Annotated in this window: 16 protein-coding genes; 12 read left to right on the forward strand and 4 right to left on the reverse strand. The window is 54.8% G+C overall.

What is annotated here, in order from left to right:
• Position 1: 1 nt before the first annotated feature.
• Positions 2 to 3,049 (reverse strand): formate dehydrogenase-N subunit alpha, encoded by a 3,048-nt coding sequence (gene fdnG / locus F3J30_RS01070; protein ID WP_166715357.1) that lies wholly within the window; start codon positions 3,047 to 3,049, stop codon positions 2 to 4.
• Between the two features lie 221 nt (positions 3,050 to 3,270).
• On the opposite strand from fdnG, the gene yddG reads away from it, so the two are divergent.
• The 3 genes from yddG to F3J30_RS01085 all read left to right on the forward strand — a co-directional run bounded on the left by yddG (position 3,271) and on the right by F3J30_RS01085 (position 6,384).
• Positions 3,271 to 4,155 carry an aromatic amino acid DMT transporter YddG gene (gene yddG, locus F3J30_RS01075; RefSeq protein WP_014070361.1) on the forward strand — a complete coding sequence of 295 codons (885 nt, stop codon included), beginning with the start codon at positions 3,271 to 3,273 and terminating at the stop codon, positions 4,153 to 4,155.
• A 626-nt stretch (positions 4,156 to 4,781) separates the two neighbouring features.
• On the forward strand, positions 4,782 to 5,864 hold the full coding sequence (gene ompC / locus F3J30_RS01080; RefSeq protein WP_166715358.1) for a porin OmpC: 1,083 nt from the start codon (positions 4,782 to 4,784) through the stop codon (positions 5,862 to 5,864).
• Positions 5,865 to 5,943: 79 nt separating this feature from the next.
• On the forward strand, positions 5,944 to 6,384 hold the full coding sequence (locus F3J30_RS01085; RefSeq protein WP_166715359.1) for a GFA family protein: 441 nt from the start codon (positions 5,944 to 5,946) through the stop codon (positions 6,382 to 6,384).
• Here F3J30_RS01085 and F3J30_RS01090 read toward each other — a convergent pair.
• Positions 6,374 to 7,318, reverse strand: coding sequence for a LysR substrate-binding domain-containing protein (locus tag F3J30_RS01090; protein ID WP_166715360.1), 945 nt, complete (start codon positions 7,316 to 7,318; stop codon positions 6,374 to 6,376). The two genes, F3J30_RS01085 and F3J30_RS01090, sit on opposite strands and share 11 nt — an antisense overlap.
• Before the next feature lie 171 nt (positions 7,319 to 7,489).
• Between F3J30_RS01090 and F3J30_RS01095 the strand changes: the two genes are divergently transcribed.
• Genes F3J30_RS01095 through F3J30_RS01125 form a run of 7 tightly spaced genes read left to right on the forward strand, consistent with a single transcriptional unit; the run spans position 7,490 to position 13,938 of the window.
• Positions 7,490 to 8,440: a branched-chain amino acid ABC transporter permease gene (locus F3J30_RS01095; RefSeq protein ID WP_166715361.1), complete on the forward strand. Its 951-nt coding sequence runs from the start codon at positions 7,490 to 7,492 to the stop codon at positions 8,438 to 8,440.
• An 8-nt stretch (positions 8,441 to 8,448) separates the two neighbouring features.
• The gene (locus tag F3J30_RS01100; protein WP_166715362.1) at positions 8,449 to 9,555 is read left to right on the forward strand and encodes an ABC transporter ATP-binding protein; all 1,107 of its coding nucleotides are present in this window, start codon (positions 8,449 to 8,451) and stop codon (positions 9,553 to 9,555) included.
• A complete protein-coding gene (locus F3J30_RS01105; protein WP_166715363.1) occupies positions 9,552 to 10,319 on the forward strand; it encodes an ABC transporter ATP-binding protein in 768 nt (255 codons plus the stop codon). The genes F3J30_RS01100 and F3J30_RS01105 overlap by 4 nt, the downstream gene beginning before the upstream one ends.
• Positions 10,312 to 11,031 carry an ABC transporter ATP-binding protein gene (locus tag F3J30_RS01110; RefSeq protein WP_166715364.1) on the forward strand — a complete coding sequence of 240 codons (720 nt, stop codon included), beginning with the start codon at positions 10,312 to 10,314 and terminating at the stop codon, positions 11,029 to 11,031. Before F3J30_RS01105 ends, F3J30_RS01110 begins: the two co-directional genes overlap by 8 nt.
• A gap of 26 nt (positions 11,032 to 11,057) precedes the next feature.
• Positions 11,058 to 12,215 carry a branched-chain amino acid ABC transporter substrate-binding protein gene (locus F3J30_RS01115; protein ID WP_014070369.1) on the forward strand — a complete coding sequence of 386 codons (1,158 nt, stop codon included), beginning with the start codon at positions 11,058 to 11,060 and terminating at the stop codon, positions 12,213 to 12,215.
• A 17-nt stretch (positions 12,216 to 12,232) separates the two neighbouring features.
• Entirely contained in the window at positions 12,233 to 12,715 is a 483-nt protein-coding gene (locus tag F3J30_RS01120) for an L-2-amino-thiazoline-4-carboxylic acid hydrolase (RefSeq protein WP_166715365.1), read from the forward strand.
• The gene (locus tag F3J30_RS01125; RefSeq protein WP_166715366.1) at positions 12,712 to 13,938 is read left to right on the forward strand and encodes a Zn-dependent hydrolase; all 1,227 of its coding nucleotides are present in this window, start codon (positions 12,712 to 12,714) and stop codon (positions 13,936 to 13,938) included. Before F3J30_RS01120 ends, F3J30_RS01125 begins: the two co-directional genes overlap by 4 nt.
• Before the next feature lie 39 nt (positions 13,939 to 13,977).
• Here the strand turns inward: F3J30_RS01125 and F3J30_RS01130 are convergent, their stop codons facing one another.
• Both F3J30_RS01130 and F3J30_RS01135 read right to left on the reverse strand, forming a co-directional pair.
• Positions 13,978 to 15,861 (reverse strand): KUP/HAK/KT family potassium transporter, encoded by a 1,884-nt coding sequence (locus F3J30_RS01130; protein ID WP_166715367.1) that lies wholly within the window; start codon positions 15,859 to 15,861, stop codon positions 13,978 to 13,980.
• Positions 15,862 to 15,928: 67 nt separating this feature from the next.
• Positions 15,929 to 17,419 (reverse strand): MFS transporter, encoded by a 1,491-nt coding sequence (locus tag F3J30_RS01135; RefSeq protein WP_166716682.1) that lies wholly within the window; start codon positions 17,417 to 17,419, stop codon positions 15,929 to 15,931.
• Positions 17,420 to 17,535: 116 nt separating this feature from the next.
• On the opposite strand from F3J30_RS01135, the gene F3J30_RS01140 reads away from it, so the two are divergent.
• Both F3J30_RS01140 and F3J30_RS01145 read left to right on the forward strand, forming a co-directional pair.
• Positions 17,536 to 18,111: a TetR family transcriptional regulator gene (locus tag F3J30_RS01140; RefSeq protein WP_166715368.1), complete on the forward strand. Its 576-nt coding sequence runs from the start codon at positions 17,536 to 17,538 to the stop codon at positions 18,109 to 18,111.
• A 211-nt stretch (positions 18,112 to 18,322) separates the two neighbouring features.
• Positions 18,323 to 19,708 carry a NarK family nitrate/nitrite MFS transporter gene (locus F3J30_RS01145; RefSeq protein WP_166715369.1) on the forward strand — a complete coding sequence of 462 codons (1,386 nt, stop codon included), beginning with the start codon at positions 18,323 to 18,325 and terminating at the stop codon, positions 19,706 to 19,708.
• Positions 19,709 to 19,750: the final 42 nt, after the last annotated feature.

Here is a 19,750-nt window from a genome sequence, read left to right on the forward strand (position 1 = left end):
CTTACGCTTTCTCGATGTTGACCAGAAACGCTTTGTACTCAGGCGTTTGCGAGTTGGAATCGCCAACGTTCGGCGTCAGGGTGTTGGCGATATAACCTTTCTGCGCCACACCTTCAAAGCCCCAGTGCAGAGGAATACCGACGGTTTCCACCTGCTGACCATGCACGTTTAACGATTGCAGGCGGCGTGTCACCACCGCCACGGCGCGAATAAACCCGCGCTTGCTGCTGACCGTCACGCGATCGCCATTGGCAATGCCTTTCGTTTTCGCCAGCGTTTCACTTATCTCCACAAACTGTTCCGGCTGCGCGATGGCGTTAAGCCGCGCGTGCTTGGTCCAGGTGTGGAAATGCTCGGTCAAACGGTAGGTTGTCCCCACGTATGGGAATTTGTCCTTCTTACCTAAGCGCAGCACATCATCCTCGTAGATACGCACAACCGGGCTTGAAACCACGTTCGGGTGCAGAGGGTTGGTGCCCAGCGGCGTTTCCATCGGCTCGTAGTGTTCCGGGAACGGACCTTCAGCCAGTTTATCGAGCGCAAAGAGTCGGCCTAAGCCCTCCTGCTGCATGATGAACGGTCCCGTTGCACTACCCGGCGGCGCAGTGTTGAAGTCCGGGATGTCGTTACCCGTCCACTTCGACCCGTTCCACTGGATGAGCATCCGTTTGGGATCCCAGGGCTTACCGTTGATATCCGCCGATGCGCGGTTGTACAGCACGCGGCGGTTCAGCGGCCACGCCCAGGCCCAGCCCAGCGTATTGCCTAGCCCTGAAGGGTCGGCGTTATCGCGGTTGGCCATCTGGTTGCCCTGCTCCGTCCAGCTACCGGCATAAATCCAGCAGGAAGACGCAGTGGTGCCGTCGTCACGTAGCAGCGCGAAACTGCTCAACAGTTGCCCTTTCTTCGCCACCAGGTTGCCGGTTGCGTCATAGAGATCTGCCAGCGCAACGCCGTTGTTCTCTTTCGCCACTTCTTCAGATTCAGGGTGATCCGGCTGTTTATAGTCCCAGCTCATCTTCAGCAGTGGCTCAACGCCCTTGCCGCCTTCAGTGCGGTACATCTCGCGCAGGCGATGGTAGATACCGGCCAGGATTTCGCCGTCATTACGCGCTTCACCCGGTGCATCCTGCCCTTTCCAGTGCCACTGTAACCAGCGGCCCGAGTTGGCAATCGAGCCATCTTCTTCAGCAAAGCAGGTTGATGGCAGGCGGAATACTTCGGTCTGAATCGACGCGGTATCCACGTCGTTCATCTCGCCGTGGTTTTGCCAGAAGTTCGAGGTTTCCGTCACCAGTGGATCGATAACCACCATGTACTTCAGCTTGCTCAGGCTGCGAACGACCTTATTTTTGTCCGGGAAAGAGGCCACCGGGTTAAAGCCCTGGCAGATATAACCCGTGACGTTGCCCTTATCCATCATGTTGAAATACTTGATGACATCGTAGGCCTGGTCCCATTTCGGCAGCCACTCAAAGCCCCAGTCGTTCTCTTTCTGCGCCGCATCGCCGTAGAAGGATTTCATCAGGCTGACGAAGAATTTTGGATAGTTGCTCCAGTAGTTGACCTGGTCAGGCAGCGTGGCTTTTGGCGTGCTGGCAGCCAGATAGGTTTGCAGATCCGGCTGTTTATCCGACGGCAGCGTCAGATAACCCGTCAGGCTGGTGGAGAGCAAACCGAGATCGGTTAAGCCCTGAATGTTCGAGTGACCACGCAATGCGTTCACGCCGCCACCCGCCATGCCCATGTTGCCCAGCAGCAGCTGAATCATCGCCATGGTGCGGATGTTCTGCGCACCCACAGTGTGCTGTGTCCAGCCCAGCGCATACAGGAACGTGGTGGTTCTGTCGGCCGCACTGGTAGACGCCAGTACTTCACACACTTTCAGGAAATCTGCTTTTGGCGTTCCGCAGATGTTTTCGACAACGTCCGGCGTATAGCGGGAAACGTGCTGTTTCAGCAGATTCCACACACAACGTGGATCGGTCAGTGTCTCATCGCGTTTCGCATAGCCGTTTTCATCGAACTGGTAGTTCCAGGACGACTTATCGTATTGCCGTTTTTCCGCGTCATAACCGCTGAACAGCCCGTCATCAAAGGCAAAGTCATCCCGCACCAGCAGGTTAGCGTTGGTGTAGTGTTTGACGTACTCAGCATTAATTTTGTTGTTTTCAATCAGGTACAGCAGCACCCCAGACAGGAACGTAATGTCCGTACCGGAGCGAATAGGCGCATAAATATCCGCCACCGATGCCGTACGCGTAAAGCGCGGATCGACAACGATAAGCGTCGCATCGTTGTTGTTTTTCGCTTCCATCGCCCAGCGGAATCCCACCGGATGTGCTTCAGCGGCGTTACCGCCCATCACCATGACGACGTTAGCGTTTTTGATATCAACCCAGTGGTTGGTCATCGCACCGCGACCAAATGTTGGAGCAAGACTTGCTACCGTTGGTCCGTGTCAGACGCGCGCCTGGTTATCTACCGCCAGCATCCCGAGCGAACGCACAAATTTTTGCGTCAGCATCCCGGTTTCATTACTTGCCGCAGAGGCACACAACATCCCGGTGGAAAGCCAACGGTTGACGGTAACGCCCTGCGCGTTTTTTTCAATGAAATTGGCGTCGCGGTCGGCTTTCATGTGTTTTGCAATACGTGAGAAAGCTTCATCCCACGAGATACGCTGCCATTTATCGGAACCCGGCGCGCGGTATTCCGGGTAACGCAGACGGTTTTCACTGTGAACATAATCCAGCAGCCCGGCCCCTTTAGGACACAGCGCCCCACGGCTTACCGGATGATCCGGATCACCTTCAATATGATAAATCGCTTCTTTGGCGTTCTTCGCGCCATCGCCCAGGCTAAACATTAATAGCCCGCATCCCACGGAGCAGTATGTGCAGGTGTTACGGATCTCTTTGGCGCGCAGCAGTTTATAGTTGCGTGCCTGAGCCAGTGCCATTTTGGGAGCAAATCCCAACATCGCCGCTGTTGTTCCGGCCATACCGCCCGCGCAGATTTTGAAAAATTGTCTGCGGCTGACGTCCATTGCTGTCCTCTTTTTCTGATAAGACTTCGTGCCGCAAACTAACAGCAAAGCCCCTGATTTTTTTGCGTCAAATCAATGTCGAACGGCATCGCCCCCTTAATAGTCGCGACTGACGAAATTGAATAATCCTTTTGGGTTAAGCGCTTAACAGAATTATTCGCGGTAAACCGTGGAATAATGCTATAAATTTTTCCTTTATATTTGAGAGTAATGGCAAGGTAATGGACAGAAAAAGAGCAACGCTCATTGGGCTGGCGGCAATCCTGTTATGGAGCACGATGGTCGGGCTTATTCGCAGTGTCAGTGAAGGGCTGGGCCCGGTGGGCGGCGCGGCGATGATTTATACCATCAGCGGATTACTGTGTCTGGTGACGGTGGGTTTTCCTGATATTAGACGTTTCTCAACCCGATACCTTATTGCAGGCAGTGTTCTGTTTGTCAGTTATGAAATTTGCCTGGCGCTGTCTTTAGGCTATGCGGCAACGCGGCCGCAGGCGATTGAAGTCGGGATGGTCAATTATCTCTGGCCCAGCCTGACCATTGTGTTTGCGATTTTGTTTAATGGTCAAAAAACAAACCTGTGGGTGATCCCGGGATTAGCTATCTCGCTGCTGGGTGTGTGTTGGGTATTAGGAGGCGAACAGGGCCTGCATATTGATGAAATCATCAGCAATATTGTCTCCAGCCCGCTGAGCTATGCGCTGGCCTTTGCCGGGGCATTTATCTGGGCTGCCTACTGCACTGTCACCAGTAAATTTGCCAAAGGGCAAAATGGCATCACCCTCTTCGTATTGCTCACCGCCCTGAGTCTGTGGGTGAAATATGCCCTGAGCAGCCAGCCGGAAATGGTGTTCAGCGTTCCGGTGGTGGTAAAACTATTAATGTGTGGCGTTGCGCTTGGGTTTGGCTATGCCTCGTGGAATATCGGCATTTTGCACGGAAATGTCACGGTGCTTGCTGCAGTATCCTATTTTACTCCCGTGTTATCGGCCGCACTGGCAGCAACACTGCTCAACGCACCGCTCTCTTTCGCCTTCTGGCAAGGCGCACTGATGGTCTGCGCAGGCTCGTTGCTGTGCTGGTATGCCACACGAAATAAAGCCTGACAGCGCTCTGCCGGGCAATCTCTCAGCCCGGCGCAAATCCTGTGAAAATAAAACGTGATCGCGCCTCAAAATATTTACTCGACGCGTAGTTAATAGGTTTAGATTTTGTTTATATTTATCTCCCTTCGTAAATTCCTCCTCACGCTTTATTGACATTAATTGACAACGTCACGTAACTAATTCCCTGCAAATATTCACCTTGTATATAGCACTTATTGCAATAGTTTATTTCTGGATGTTTCATCAATTTTCGAACAACAATTACGCAACAAATACCATAACCCGCTGTTTTAACGTCAACAAATACACATCACCTCAAATATTTTCCGAGTAGCAACCAGTAATTACCTCGAAAAATAGGAACCCTATAAAACTATACTCATGGCAATTATTCGCGGCTGAAAATAGTGCTTTCCTGTGTATTAATTGGTCAAAACACCCCGATTAACGGCAATTTTTCAGATCAGGATCACACTAATTGAAATTATCGCTAATAATTTGAAACTTATTATTGAAACGAAGCTACAAGATTTTTAAAAATAACATGCCATTGACGAACAGCCTCGTTTAGAAATCGTTCAATTTGGCTCAGGAATACCTAAAGAAAATTATAAGGATTATTTAAGATGAAACTTAAATTAGTTGCAGTGGCAGTGACTTCCATGTTGGCGGCGGGCGTTGTAAACGCGGCTGAAGTTTATAACAAAGACGGTAACAAGCTGGATCTGTACGGTAAAGTAACAGGTCTGCACTATTTCTCTGATGATTCCGGCAACGACGGTGACAAAACCTACGTTCGTCTGGGCTTCAAAGGTGAAACTCAGATCAACGACCAGATGAGCGGTTACGGCCAGTGGGAATATGAGTTCAAGGGCAACCGCTCTGAATCAGAAGGTTCTGACGGCAACAAAACCCGTCTGGCATTCGCAGGTCTGAAATTCAACGAATTCGGTTCTTTCGACTACGGTCGTAACTACGGTGTTGCTTACGACATCGGCGCATGGACTGACGTTCTGCCAGAATTCGGTGGTGATACCTGGACCCAGACTGATGGCTTTATGACTGGCCGTACCACTGGCGTTGCAACCTACCGTAACACCGACTTCTTCGGTCTGGTTGACGGTCTGAACTTCGCTGCTCAGTACCAGGGTAAAAACGACAACCGTGACATCGCCGAAGCAAACGGTGACGGCTGGGGTCTGTCTTCTACCTATGAAATGGACGGTTTCGGTGTAGGTGCGACCTATGCGAAATCTGACCGTACTAACGACCAAGTAAACGCTGGCCGTGTAGCGGGCACCATCAATGCTGGCGGTGAGAACGCAGAAGTTTGGGCTGCAGGCCTGAAATACGATGCGAACAACATCTACCTGGCAACCACCTACTCCGAAACTCGCAACATGACCAACTTCGGTGACGGTTTTATCGCGAACAAAGCACAGAACTTCGAAGTTGTTGCTCAGTACCAGTTCGATTTCGGTCTGCGTCCATCCATCGCTTACCTGAAATCCAAAGGTAAAGACATCGGTTCTTACGGCGACCAGGATCTGGTTGAATACGTAGACCTGGGTGCGACCTACTACTTCAACAAAAACATGTCTACCTATGTTGATTACAAAATCAACCTGGTTGACGACAACAGCTTCACCAAAGCTGCTGGTGTTTCTACCGACAACATCGTTGCACTGGGTCTGACCTACCAGTTCTAAGATTTGTCAGTATAAAAAGGCCAGCCCTCGTGGCTGGCTTTTTTTATCCGGTTTTACTGGCGTGATAAAGGAGTACGCCATGCACATATTCAAAGGACGCTGTTTATGTGGGATGAGTCAGTTCAGCGTAAGTCTCACTAATTTCGACGTGTATGCCTGCCATTGTACGTTGTGCCAGAAGTGGTCCGGCGGTATCGCCATGTATCTGGAAGCGCAAGGCCATCCTCTGGTCGAGGACGATTCCATCGCCCCTTCTCATTTTTCGTCTTCTCCACGCGGCGAACGCTGGTTCTGCCCGGGCTGCGGCTGCCCACTGTGGTTTGAATTAACCTCATCCGCACGCTACTTCATTCCCTGGACACTGCTGGAGATGAGCGAAGACGAACGTCGTCGCCTGGTGCTGGCCGCCGAAATTTATACTGAAACCCAGCCCGCATTCTGGGGATTAACCGGGCAATACGCGCGCTTTAGTGGGGCGGAAATTGAAGCACAGGATAAAAGCTGTCTGCTTACGCCGTAGGTTGTTCACTGCCCGCCGCACGGCGTAGCCAGTTTTGCAGGAGCTTACCGTCCTCGGTCATTTCTGTATCTGAGCGTACGCACAGGTAATAGTCGCGACCGTCATCGATAGGCAAATCGAAAACTTTCACCAGTTCCCCACTTTCAAGATACGGCGCGATGAGCGGTTCGCGCATCAGCGCACAGCCCAGCCCGGCCTGAACACCCGCCAGCGTCAACAGGCCATCTTCAAACATCGGGCCGCTTCGTCGTGGCGGGCGCTTTACCCCCTGTAACATAAACCACTGCTGCCAGGTACTGCGCTCCTCATCATGCAATAACGGCATTTGCAACAGTTGTTCCGGCGTGTCGATGTGCCCGTGAATACGCAAAAAAGCCCGGCTGCACACCGGTACCATCTGCCCGGAAATCAGCTTTTCACTCTGGTAGCCCGCCCACTGCCCATTCCCAAAACGAATCGACATATCCGAGGCATCGCTCAGGTAGTTGCGGTGGTTGGCATACACCACGTTAATTTCAGTCTGCGGGTTCGCGCGCATAAAGGCAGGCAGGCGCGGGATAAACCAGCCCATGCCAAACAGCGGGATCAGGCTGATGGTGACCTGCCGCGTCTGCGACTGTTCCACCAGATGTTCCGTGGCCTGGCGCAGCACATTAAACGCGGCCCGGATCGAGCGGTAATAATCGCGCCCTTGCTGGCTCAACACCAGTCTGCGCCCCTGACGCTCCGTAAGCGGCATTTGCAGATACCCTTCCAGCACCTTGAGTTGATGACTCACGGCGGATGGTGAAATCGCCAGTTCCTGGGCGGCCAGCGTCACGCTGCCGAGCCTGGCAATGGCTTCAAACGCGCGCACGGCCCGCAGGGGGGGATCGTTAGCAAGACGGGTTTCAGCAAACAGAGACTGGCCTGTCGATTGTTCTGTTTTATTCATATGTTGATTTCTTTAGACCGTTCACCCGATCGAATGACTTTGTTAATCTTATATAAATCATAAAGATAAAACGATACCGGTTTATCATAAGAAATAATATATGTGTATTTTACAATTTAATTCAATTATTAGATGGTAGCCGCTGAAAGAGCAATTTGTCGGGTACGAACGTTGGATACACTCATACAACAACTGATCAACGGTGTGATGCTGGGAAGCATCTACGCACTGATCGCGCTGGGCTATACCATGGTGTATGGCATCTTGCGCATTATTAACTTTGCCCACGGCGATATTCTGATGGTTGGCGCGCTCACCACGCTTTCTGCCATTAACGTCCTGAATAACACTTTCCCGCATATGCCGCTGCTGCTTCAGTTGGGCTGCGCGCTGGTGATCGCGATGGCTGTCTGCGCCCTGCTGGCAATGGCAGTTGAACGATTTGCCTACCGCCGCCTGCGTAACGCACCGCGTCTGGCTCCGCTGATCTCCGGGATTGGCGTTTCGGTATTGCTGCAAACCGTGGCGATGATCGTCTGGACGCGCAATCCGCTGATGTTCCCGCAGATCCTGCCGATGGACCCGATTGCCGTCACCGCAGGCAGCGAAGCCCATCCTCCAGCCATTGTCACCGTAACCGGTATTGTGACCGTGGTGCTGGCGCTGGTCGTCATGACTGCACTGTGGCTGCTGGTTGAATACACCCGTCTTGGACGCGGGATGCGTGCGGTTGCCGAAAATCCCCGCGTTGCCACGCTGATGGGCGTTAACCCTAACGCGATTATCACCCTGACCTTCGCCATTGGTGGCGTGTTTGCCGCACTGGCGGGCGTGATGATGGCCAGCAACTATGGCAATGCCAGTTTCGCGATGGGATTTTTACCGGGGATCAAAGCTTTCACGGCCGCCGTGCTGGGCGGTATCGGCAATATCCGTGGCGCGATGGTCGGCGGGATTTTACTCGGCATCATCGAAGCGCTGGGCGCGGGCTATCTCGGTGAACTCACCAACGGCGTATTCGGCAGTAACTACCAGGACGTGTTTGCGTTCATGGTGCTGATCCTGGTGCTGGTCTTCCGTCCGGCGGGCCTGCTCGGCGAACGTGTGGCGCACAGGGCGTAAGGAACACTATGACAACCGTACAATTACAGACTCCTGTCGCAACCCGCAAATTTTGGTCCGGAATGACCCTGTTTTGCCTCGCCCTGTTGCTTGCCCCAATTGTTGCCAGCCAGCTTGGCGGTAACTACTGGGTGCGGGTGATCGACTTCGCTCTGCTCTACATCATGCTGGCGCTGGGGCTGAACATCGTGGTCGGCTACACCGGGCTGCTGGATATGGGCTTTATCGCCTTTTACGCCGTGGGGGCGTATCTGGCCGCCCTGCTGGCCTCACCGCATCTGCTTGAGGTTTTCCCAATCCTCGCCGTCTGGTTCCCGGACGGGCTGCACACGTCGTATCTGCTGATTATTCCGCTCGCCGCCCTCGTTGCTGCGGTGTGTGGGATTGTGCTCGGCGCACCGACGCTGAAGCTGCGCGGAGATTATCTGGCGATCGTAACGCTGGGCTTTGGCGAGATTATCCGCATCCTGATGCGTAACCTCGACCGCCCGGTCAATATCACCAACGGCGCGAAAGGCATTACCGGTGTGGATACGCTGAACCTGTTCGGCCTGAAGTTCAGCGGTGTGTATCACTGGTTTGGCTTTAAGGTGCCTGCACTGTGGTTGTGGTACTACCTGCTGATGCTGGTGATTGTGGCGATCATTTTCGTTTGCCTGCGCCTGCAACACTCCCGCATTGGCCGCGCCTGGCACGCCATCCGTGAAGATGAAGACGTGGCCCGCGCGATGGGGATAAACGTGCGCAACTATAAGCTGCTGGCCTTTGCCATGGGGGCTTCTTTTGGCGGCGTGGCGGGCGCGCTGTTTGGCGCGTTCCAGGGCTTCGTCTCGCCGGAATCCTTTACCTTGCAGGAGTCTATTGCCGTACTGGCAATGGTGGTGCTGGGCGGTATGGGACACATCCCCGGCGTTATCCTCGGTGCGGTGCTGCTGACCGCCCTGCCAGAACTGCTGCGCAGCCAGGCAGCCCCTGTACAGCAGGCACTGTTCGGCACGGTACTGATTGACCCGGAAATTCTCCGTCAGTTGTTTTACGGCCTGGCGCTGGTGCTGGTGATGCTCCTTCGTCCGTCCGGGATCTGGCCGGTGCGCCACAAGGAGGTAAAAGCATGAGTCTGCTCACCGTTCGCAACATGTCCAAACGCTTCGGCGGCCTGACCGCCGTGGACGATGTATCACTCTCCATCAACAAGGGTGAGATTTACGGTCTGATTGGCCCTAACGGCGCGGGAAAAACCACCTGTTTTAACCTGATAACCGGGTTATACCCGGCCGACAGCGGCGAATTCCTGATTGCCGACAAACCCTATTTCCCGAAGCAGATCGAGAGAGTGACTGCCGCCGGGATCGCACGCACCTTCCAGAACGTGCGTCTGTTCAACCAGATGTCGGTGCTGGAAAACGTGATGGTCGGCCGCCATGTACGCACCCGCAACGGTCTGTGGGCTGCCCTGAGCCGCCACAAGCGCGCGCGGGCAGAGGAAACCGACACCCGCGAGCAAGCCTGGCACTGGCTGGAATATACCGGCATTGCAAAATTCGCCCACTATCGCGCCTGCGACCTGGCTTACGGCCACCAGCGTCGGCTGGAGATCGCCCGTGCGCTGGCCACCGATCCGCTGCTGCTGGCGCTCGACGAACCGGCTGCCGGGATGAACGCCGCAGAGAAAGTAGCACTCGGCGAACTGCTTACCCGCATTCGTGACGACGGTAAAACCCTGCTGATGATCGAGCATGACGTCAAACTGGTGATGGGGATCTGCGACCGTCTGACGGTTCTTGATTATGGCAAAACGCTCGCCTGCGGCACGCCGGACAGCGTACGTCGCGATCCGGCCGTGATCGCCGCCTGGCTTGGAGGCAACGCGCATGTCTGAGTTATTAAAGGTTGAACGTCTTGACGTGCATTACGGCGGCATTCAGGCAGTACGCGATGTCTCCTTTACCCTGCACGAAGGCGAGCAGGCCACGCTGATCGGCGCCAACGGCGCAGGGAAAAGCTCCACCGTGCGTGCCATTACCGGGCTGGAAAGTTTCACCGGCAGCATCACCTTCAGCGGCAAAAACGTGCGTAAACACAAGCCAGAGACCCTGCTGCGTGACGGGCTGGTGATGGTTCCCGAAGGGCGCGGCATTTTCGCCCGTATGACGGTACTGGAAAACTTGCAGATGGGTGCCTGGTTAAGGCGTGACACTGTCACAGTTAAACATGAAATGAACGCGATATTTGAACGCTTCCCGCGCCTTGGCGAACGCCAGCACCAGCTGGCGGGGTTGCTTTCCGGCGGGGAACAACAGCTGCTGGCACTTAACCGCGCCCTGCTCAGCCGCCCGCGCCTGCTGATCCTCGATGAACCGTCGATGGGGCTGGCACCGAAAATGGTAGAGAACATTTTTGCCGTCATTTCCGGGCTGCGTGAACGCGGCGTGGCCCTGCTGCTCATTGAACAAAACGCGCGCCTGGCATTGGAAGTGACCGACAACGCGTGGGTCATGGACAGCGGCAGCATCGTTCATCACGGCGCGTCGAAAGCCATGCTGGACGACGACCAGATTGCACAGATTTATTTGGGCGAAATGCCCGTTTAACACACCAACCAACATCAGGGAAAACAATGAAAACAGTAAAAATCAGTGCGCTCAGCGCCGCCATTCTGCTCAGTGGTTTTGCCTCAACGGGAGCATGGGCAGCGGATAGCGAAACCGTTGTTATTGGCCTGGCAGGCCCGTTAACCGGTCCGTCTGCCCGTATCGGTAAGGATCTGGAAAACGGCGCGCAACTGGCTATCGACGATATCAACAAACAGCATCCGACCATCGGCGGCAAAGCTGTCACATTCAAACTGCAATCCGAAGACGATCAGTCTGACCCACGTACCGCCGTAGCGGTCGCGCAGCGTCTGGTCGACAGCGGCGTGGCAGGTGTGGTGGGCCACTGGAACACCGGCACCAGTATTCCGGCCGCGCGCGTGTATCACGATGCCGGTATCGCGCAAGTTGCCCCTGTTGCCACCGGTCACGCCTATACCAAACAGGGTTTCGACACCAGTTTCCGCGTGATGGGCCATGATGATGACGGCGGCCAGTTTGCCGGGCAGTACGCGGTAAACACCCTGAAGGCGAAACGCATTGCGGTGATCGACGACCGTACCGCGTTTGGTCAGGGTCTGGCCGACGAATTCATTAAATCGCTGGAAGCCCAGGGCGTGAAGATTGTTGACCGTCAGTACGTTGATGACAAAACCGTGGATTTCAGCGCCGTTCTGACCGCGATCCGCAGCAAAAACGCTGACCTGATCTTCTTCGGCGGCGTTGACAGCCAGGCCGCACCGCTGGCGCGACGTATCAAACAGCTCGGCATGAATGCCACCCTGATGGGCGCTGGCGGATTCGTCAGCCAGACCTTCCTGCAACTGGCACAGAAAGAAGGCGAAGGCGTTGTGGCGCTGGAGCCAGGTCTGCCGGTTGATCAGATGCCGGGCGGTAAAGCGTTCGAGCAGGCATATCAGTCCCGTTACCACACCCACATCGAGCTGCACGCGCCGTTCGCCTATGACGCTACCCGAGTGCTGGTTGCCGCGATGGAAAAAGCCAACTCCGTTGACCCGTCTGAATACCTGCCCGCCCTTCGTGCCATTAACTACTCTGGCGTCACCGGACAGATTGCGTTTGATAACGAAGGTAACCTGAAAGCGCCGTCCTTCACCGTTTACAAAGTGGTGGATGGCAAATGGCAGCCGCAGACCGTACTGGGCGGCACCAAAGCGAAGTAACGCAGTGAGGCAATGTGATGAGTGATAATAATGAGCTGGGCATTCTCGCCCGCCGTAAAATTGAAGCAGAAATTATTAAGCCAATTTATGAAATCCTGGTGCGCGAGATAGGGAAAACCCGCGCCCAGGCGGTGATTGGCGAGGCTATTGAACAGGCCGCTATCGATGCAGGTAAAGAATTCGCCAGCAAAGAGCCCAACGGCGCGAATGTGAAAAGTTTTATCGCCCTGCAATATCTGTGGGAGAAAGACAACGCGCTGGACGTCAAAGTGATCGACGCCGACGATCAGCAGTACAACTACAACGTGACCCGTTGCCGCTACGCCGAGATGTACCACGAGATGGGTCTAGGCGAAATCGGGCATCTGCTCTCCTGCGCCCGCGATGAGAAATTCATTGTGGGTTACGCGCCGGATGTGGAGCTGACCCGCACGTCCACCATCATGCAGGGAGGTTCATGTTGCGACTTCCGCTATCGCAGCACAAAGGACAAAGCATGATCCGTGTAAACGCAGAGCGCTTGTGGGCCACGCTGGAAATGATGGCGCAAATCGGCGGTACGCCCGCCGGTGGCGTCACCCGTCTGGCGTTAAGCGAAGAAGACCGGATCGCACGCAATTTGCTGCGCGACTGGGCGCTGGACGCCGGTTTTACCTGTGATGTGGACAGCATGGGCAACATGTTTATCCGCCGCGCCGGGAAAAACCGGGCTCTGGCTCCGGTGATGACCGGATCGCACGTTGATTCTCAACCGCTTGGTGGGAACTACGACGGGATTTACGGCGTGCTCGCCGGGCTTGAGCTGCTGCGTACCCTGAACGATAACCAGGTGGAAACCGAGCGCGATATTGTACTGGTGAACTGGACCAACGAAGAAGGCGCGCGCTTTGCTCCGGCGATGCTCTCATCCGGTGTCTGGACCGGGCAGTTCAGCGAAACATATGCCCACGCCCTGGCCGATAACGCGGGGGTAACCGTTGGTGAAGCGCTTGACGCTATCGGCTATCGCGGTGAGCAACCTGCACAGGCATTTCCGGTTCACGCCTGTTACGAGCTGCACATCGAACAGGGGCCAATTCTGGAAGATGAAGCCATTGATATCGGGCTGGTGCGGGCCGCAATGGGCCAGCGCTGGTTTACCATTACCCTGGACGGTTTTGCCGCTCATGCGGGTACGACCCCGATGCACAGCCGACGCGATGCATTAACCGCCTTTGCCGAACTGGCATTAAAGGTGGAAGAGATTGGCTATCAGCATCAGCCAGATGGCCGCGCCACGATCGGTATGGCGCAGGTCACGCCGAACTCGCGCAACGTGGTGCCGTCTCGCGTGGTGTGCAGCGTGGAGTTTCGCCACCCGGTGCAGGATGCGCTTGAAGCGATGGAATCGGCACTGCATCAGGCTGCGGAATCGCTGACTGCACGCGACGTTACCGCTACCGTTGAACGCATTTTTGACTACGCGCCAATTGCCTTTAACCCGCAGTGTCTGGCCCGTACTGAGCAGGCCGTGACGGCACTGGGTTATTCATCAAAACCGATGGTATCCGGCGCGGGGCATGACACCTGTTATGTCAGCAAAATTGCTCCGGCGAGCATGATTTTCATCCCATGCGTCAAAGGCATCAGCCATAACGAAGCAGAAAAGATCCTGCCAGAATGGTCAGAGAAAGGGACGAATGTGCTGTTGCACAGCGTGCTGGCGGCGGCTCAGGAGCAATAACACTGTGCGAAAGCAGATACGCTCTGCTTTCGCCAGAACCTAGATCGCCACGCGTCGGCTGATTTCGACCACCCGGTCACTCGGCAGATGGTAGTGATTGATAACATGCGTACAGTTGCGCTTCATAAAGGCAAAGATGTGGCGTTGCCAGACCGCCATCCCCGCAGAGCCCTCACCCGCGACAATGGTTTCATGCCCGACGTACCAGGTGGCATTATCGGTTGCAAATATCGCGTTGATTTCACTTATCCCTTGCAGCAAATGCGGGATATCCGGGTGCTCCATAAAACCGTATTGCGCGATACCATGCCAGTATCCCGGGGCGCGTTGCATCACTTCGATTCGCTGTTCATCATCCACGTAAGGCACATTAAGAATATCAATCGTCAGGGACAGCACCTCGCGCTGCAAGGCGCGGTTTCGTGCCACATGCCAGCGCATCACGGGCGGGATGTTATCCCGGGTGCGCGTTAAAAAGATGGCCGAACCCGCCACTCTGGGCACCTCTTTTTGCACAAGCGCCGAAAAGAAACCATCGACACTGATCCCTTTCTCGCCAATTGCCTTTGCTACCGCCTTAATCCCGCGATTCCAGATCAGCATAACGGTGCAGATGGCTGCGGCCAGCAGCAGCGGGATATAACCCCCTTCAAGGACTTTAATCATATTGGCGAATAAGAAACTGGTATCGATGACGACAAACACCATGGCGATCGCTGCACTGCTGAACAGGCTCCAGCGCCATATTTCACGCATGGCCACAAACAACAGGCCGGTGGTCATCAGCATGGTTAACGACACGGCGATGCCATAGGCGGCAGCAAGTTTGTCGGACGACTCAAAGAACACGACCAGCCCGATGGTTACCACCATCAGCAGCCAGTTGATCGCACCGATATAAATCTGCCCGTAGCTTTCGGCGGCAGTCTGTTTGATCCGCAAGCGCGGCAGCCAGCCCAGTTGGATCGCCTGGCGGGTCATAGAGAAGGCGCCGGTAATAATCGCCTGGCTGGCAATAATGGTCGCCAGTGCCGCAAGAACGATCAGCGGAACCTGGAGCGCGCCGGGGCACAGAATAAAGAAGACGTTTTTGGTGCTGTCTGCACCCGCCAGGATCAGCGCCGATTGCCCGGCATAATTGAGCAGCAGCGCGGGGAAGACCACCCCGTACCAGGCCAGCCAGATGGGTTTTTTACCAAAATGGCCCATATCCGCATACAGGGCTTCCGCACCGGTGACACAGAGAAATACTCCGCCTAACACCAGAAAACTGGTAAAGCCATTAGAGAGTAAAAAGGTGATGCCGTAGTACGGATTCAGGGCCAGCAAAACCGCCGGATGCTGCACTATGCCCCATACGCCCAGCGCAGCGATGGTGAAAAACCACAACGCCATGATCGGGCCAAAAATTTTGCCAATTCTGGCGGTGCCAAAGGGCTGAATAAAAAAGAGTGCCAGTAAAATGGCAACCGTTGCAGGCAGGATAAAAGGTTTAGACTCCGGGATCACAATCTCTAAGCCTTCAAGCGCAGAGAGCACGGAGATGGCCGGAGTGATCGCCCCGTCACCGTAAATTAATGCCGCGCCAATCAGCGCCGCGAAGATCACCCAGCGCCCGCCTTTTCCCTTTTCAACCAGCAATGACATTAATGCCATGATGCCGCCCTCGCCGTGGTTATCAATGCGCATGGCGAACGCAGCATATTTAACCGAGGTAACCAGGATAAGCGTCCAGGTAATCAGCGAAAGCAAGCCTAAAATGACCGGGGGCGTCGGGTCATGCCCGGACAACGACAGCACCGTTTTGAAGGTATAGAGCGGGCTGGTGCCGATATCACCGAACACCACACCAAGCGCACTGCCCGCAAGCAACACAACCCGAGGGGATGCGGACGATGTTTCACTGCTGCTGAGCAGGTTCATATAATCCAGCGTGGGTTTGATAATCCTTTAAAAATCATAGCCCACATCCCCTTTTCACGCCAACACGCTACGAGTTCGGGTTCACCTTTGCGAGGCTGAACCAGATCCCAATGGCAAGCAACAGCAACATACCGCCAGCACTGCCCAGCGCCACGCTGTGTGAAGTAATAAACGCCGTTTTCGCCGCCTCGATCACGGAATCTCCCAGTGCAGGCGTCAGCTCCTGGGCCACCTTCACTGCTTCACCAATTGACGATGAGGCTTTGTCGGTCAGCGCCGGGGTTAAGCCGTCCGGCAGGGTAATCGATGCCGAAAAACTACGGGTTAGCAGCAGACCGAAGATGGCAATCCCCAGCCCGGCACCCAGTTCATAGGACATGGTTTCGATGGCCCCTGCGGCAGCGGCCTTCTCTTTCGGCGCAGCAGCCATAATGGCGGACGTAGACGCCAGCAGCGCGCTGGCGGCACTGAACCCCAGCAACACCATCAGGCTCCACGCCTGCCACTGCTGGGTGCTGAAATCGAGCAACGACAGCCCAATAAAACTTATCGCGCTCAGTCCCATGCCTCCGGCAGCCACAATCCGCAGCCCCAGACGCCCGACCAACACCCCGGCAATGGGGCCGCTGAACCCGCTGGCTACCATCAGCGGCAGCATAAACATCCCGGCCTCAAACGGCGTAAAACCGTGAACGAACTGGAGCTCCTGAGCCATCAGCAGCTCGAACCCCACCAGCGCAATCATGGCGGTCATTGCCATCACCACACCGCTTAAGATGATACGATGGCAAAACAAACGCATGTCGATCATTGGTACACGGGCGCGCAACTGAATGCGCACAAAAACAAACAACATTACCGCACCGGTCATAAGCGTACACGCCACCATCCACGGGGCAAGCGCGCCTTTCAGCGCCGTTTTTGCGCTATACACCAGCAGCAAGATGGCGACGATCAACATGATGGCATGGCTGATATTCAGCGGTTGCTCCGGTCGTCCTTGTTGTGCCGGGACAAATCGCGCCGCCAGTGAAACCACCACCACCACGATCGGTACGTTGATCAAAAAGACCGAACCCCAGTAAAAATGCTCAAGCAGCATCCCGCCGATAAGCGGCCCAAACGCAGCGCCGCCTGAACCGACGGCTGCCCATACCCCCAGCGCGATATTGCGATGCCGGGCATCAATAAATAGCGTGCGGATCCCGGCAAGCGTCGCCGGAATGATCATCGCCGCGCCAATCGCCAGAGAAGCCCGCGCGGCAATCAGCCAGCCCGCAGAGGGCGCAAACGCCGCCGCCAGAGACGAGAGGCCAAACAGCGTGCTGCCGATCATCAGCAGGCGCTTAAAGCCGATGCGGTCACCCAGTGCGCCCATCGGCAGTACCATCCCCGCCATCACCAGCGAGTAAATATCAATAATCCACAGCAATTCATTGCCGCTTGCGCCAAGCGTCATGCTCAATGTCGGCGCCGCCACGTGCAGCACCGTTGCGTCAATCGCCACCGGAATATAGACCAGCACGATAATCACTAACGCTAACCACTGACGAAACATAAATGTCCTTTTCATTTCAAACCTGGACACATGTCCAGAATGCGATCCTACGTAAAGTTGAACGCATGTCCAGCTCTTTGTTACACTCGTTTCATCTCCATTAAGAGTGAGTAAAAATGCGTTATCTGAGCAAGGACGAACGGCGGGAAGATATTCTTCAGGCGGCCATGCGCGTGGCGCTAGCCGAAGGGCTGGCCGCGATGACGGTAAGACGCATCGCTACCGAAGCGGGCGTTGCCACCGGGCAGGTTCACCACCATTTTGCCTCTGGCGGCGAGTTAAAATCATTAGCCTTTGTCCGGCTGATCCGAGCCCTGCTGGATGCGGATGTCCTTGCTGAAAACGCCAGCTGGCGGGAACGCCTGCACGGGATGCTGGGCAGCGATGATGGTGGATTTGAGCCGTACATCAGGCTATGGCGTGAAGCGCAAATCCTCGCCAGCCGTGATCCGGAAATCAAAAGCGCCTACATCCTGACGATGGAAATGTGGCACCAGGAAACGGTAGCCATTATCCGGGGCGGCGCTGAAGCAAAAGAATTTACCCTGACAGACCGGGCAGAAAATATTGCCTGGCGTCTGATTGGGTTGGTCTGCGGTCTGGACGGGATATACGTTTTAAATATGCCTGAAATGGACAATGCCGCATTTAATAAGCATCTTGATAAATTAATCACCCTCGAATTGTTTTAATACCCACTATGGAGTATTAAAATCCGGTAAAAGTTACAATTAGTAACACATAAAGCGGAGCCACTATTCTATTCCCGGGTCGGGGGTTCGCTTTTTTATCTATCCTTTCAATTGCATCCCATTATTCCAAAAACCCCGTACAACACTACGTTAGATATCTGTTTGTTTTATATTCACTTTTCTGATCATTGTGCGTAAGCAAGAGGGCGATATGTCACAACAAAGTGAGAAGAATAATCATTATCTACTCAGTAACTGGAAACCGGAAAACAGCGATTTTTGGGAGAACAAAGGCAAAGGTATTGCCCGAAGAAACCTTGTAATTTCTGTCGCTTGTCTGCTTTTAGCCTTTTGTGTATGGATGTTATTTAGCGCCATTACGGTGAATCTTAATAAAGTCGGATTTAATTTCACCACCGACCAGCTGTTCATGTTAACCGCATTACCTTCGCTTTCGGGTGCCATATTACGCGTCCCCTATTCCTTTATGGTGCCGATATTTGGCGGCCGTTACTGGACGGTATTAAGCACCGTCATTTTGATTGTTCCCTGCGTCTGGCTGGGTATCGCCGTACAGAACACGGCCACACCCTACTGGATCTTTATTGTGATCGCCCTGCTGTGCGGCTTTGCCGGGGCAAACTTTGCTTCCAGCATGGGTAACATCAGCTTCTTCTTCCCGAAAGCAAAACAGGGCAGCGCGCTGGGTATCAACGGTGGGCTGGGGAATCTGGGCGTCAGCGTGATGCAGCTGGTCGCGCCGCTGGTGATTTTCCTGCCGATGTATACGTTTCTCGGCGTGAATGGCGTGCCTCAGGATGATGGCTCGACGATGTGGCTGGCTAACGCCGCCTGGATATGGGCGCCGCTTCTGCTGCTGGCCACCATCGCCGCCTTCTTTGGTATGAACGATATCGCCAGTTCTAAGGCCTCTATCGCCAGCCAGCTTCCGGTGCTGAAGCGCTTTCACCTCTGGCTGTTGAGCCTGCTTTACCTGGCGACTTTTGGCTCATTTATCGGTTTCTCCGCAGGCTTTGCCATGCTGTCGAAAACCCAGTTTCCAGACGTAAACATCCTGCATCTTGCGTTCTTTGGCCCCTTAATTGGTGCGCTGGCGCGTTCGGCGGGCGGGATGATCTCTGACCGTCTGGGCGGGGTGCGCGTTACGCTGATTAACTTCGTGTTTATGGCGATTTTCAGCGCCCTGCTGTTCCTGACGCTACCCGGTTCAGGTTCCGGCAGCTTTGTCGCGTTCTATCTGGTGTTTATGGGCCTGTTCCTGACCGCCGGACTGGGCAGCGGCTCAACCTTCCAGATGATTGCGATCATCTTCCGTCAGATAACCATTGCCCGCGTGAAGCAACGAGGCGGCACTAACGAACAGGCCCAGCATGAAGCCGTTACTGAAACCGCGGCGGCACTGGGCTTTATCTCGGCCATTGGCGCGGTGGGCGGGTTCTTTATCCCTAAAGCCTTTGGCACCTCGCTGGCCATGACCGGCTCGCCGGTTGGCGCCATGAAAGTTTTCCTCGTGTTTTACATCGTCTGCGTATTCGTCACCTGGCTGGTTTATGGCCGTAAATCCTCACAAAAATAACAAATAGCCTTTCGCCGGCGAGCGGTGCAGCGCTTTCCGGCA

The sequence above is a fragment of the Enterobacter sp. Tr-810 genome (assembly GCF_011752765.1).
Lineage (GTDB): Bacteria > Pseudomonadota > Gammaproteobacteria > Enterobacterales > Enterobacteriaceae > Enterobacter > Enterobacter soli.

Excerpts from the sequence above, each read along its gene's own strand:
- F3J30_RS01110 (WP_166715364.1), top strand. The coding sequence starts at position 10,312 with ATGTCTGAGTTATTAAAGGTTGAACGTCTTGACGTGCATTACGGCGGC.
- F3J30_RS01130 (WP_166715367.1), bottom strand. The coding sequence starts at position 15,861 with ATGAACCTGCTCAGCAGCAGTGAAACATCGTCCGCATCCCCTCGGGTT.
- F3J30_RS01120 (WP_166715365.1), top strand. The coding sequence starts at position 12,233 with ATGAGTGATAATAATGAGCTGGGCATTCTCGCCCGCCGTAAAATTGAA.
- F3J30_RS01105 (WP_166715363.1), top strand. The coding sequence starts at position 9,552 with ATGAGTCTGCTCACCGTTCGCAACATGTCCAAACGCTTCGGCGGCCTG.
- F3J30_RS01085 (WP_166715359.1), top strand. The coding sequence starts at position 5,944 with ATGCACATATTCAAAGGACGCTGTTTATGTGGGATGAGTCAGTTCAGC.
- F3J30_RS01125 (WP_166715366.1), top strand. The coding sequence starts at position 12,712 with ATGATCCGTGTAAACGCAGAGCGCTTGTGGGCCACGCTGGAAATGATG.
- ompC (WP_166715358.1), top strand. The coding sequence starts at position 4,782 with ATGAAACTTAAATTAGTTGCAGTGGCAGTGACTTCCATGTTGGCGGCG.
- F3J30_RS01100 (WP_166715362.1), top strand. The coding sequence starts at position 8,449 with ATGACAACCGTACAATTACAGACTCCTGTCGCAACCCGCAAATTTTGG.
- F3J30_RS01115 (WP_014070369.1), top strand. The coding sequence starts at position 11,058 with ATGAAAACAGTAAAAATCAGTGCGCTCAGCGCCGCCATTCTGCTCAGT.
- F3J30_RS01135 (WP_166716682.1), bottom strand. The coding sequence starts at position 17,419 with ATGTTTCGTCAGTGGTTAGCGTTAGTGATTATCGTGCTGGTCTATATT.
- F3J30_RS01140 (WP_166715368.1), top strand. The coding sequence starts at position 17,536 with ATGCGTTATCTGAGCAAGGACGAACGGCGGGAAGATATTCTTCAGGCG.
- F3J30_RS01090 (WP_166715360.1), bottom strand. The coding sequence starts at position 7,318 with ATGAATAAAACAGAACAATCGACAGGCCAGTCTCTGTTTGCTGAAACC.
- yddG (WP_014070361.1), top strand. The coding sequence starts at position 3,271 with ATGGACAGAAAAAGAGCAACGCTCATTGGGCTGGCGGCAATCCTGTTA.
- F3J30_RS01145 (WP_166715369.1), top strand. The coding sequence starts at position 18,323 with ATGTCACAACAAAGTGAGAAGAATAATCATTATCTACTCAGTAACTGG.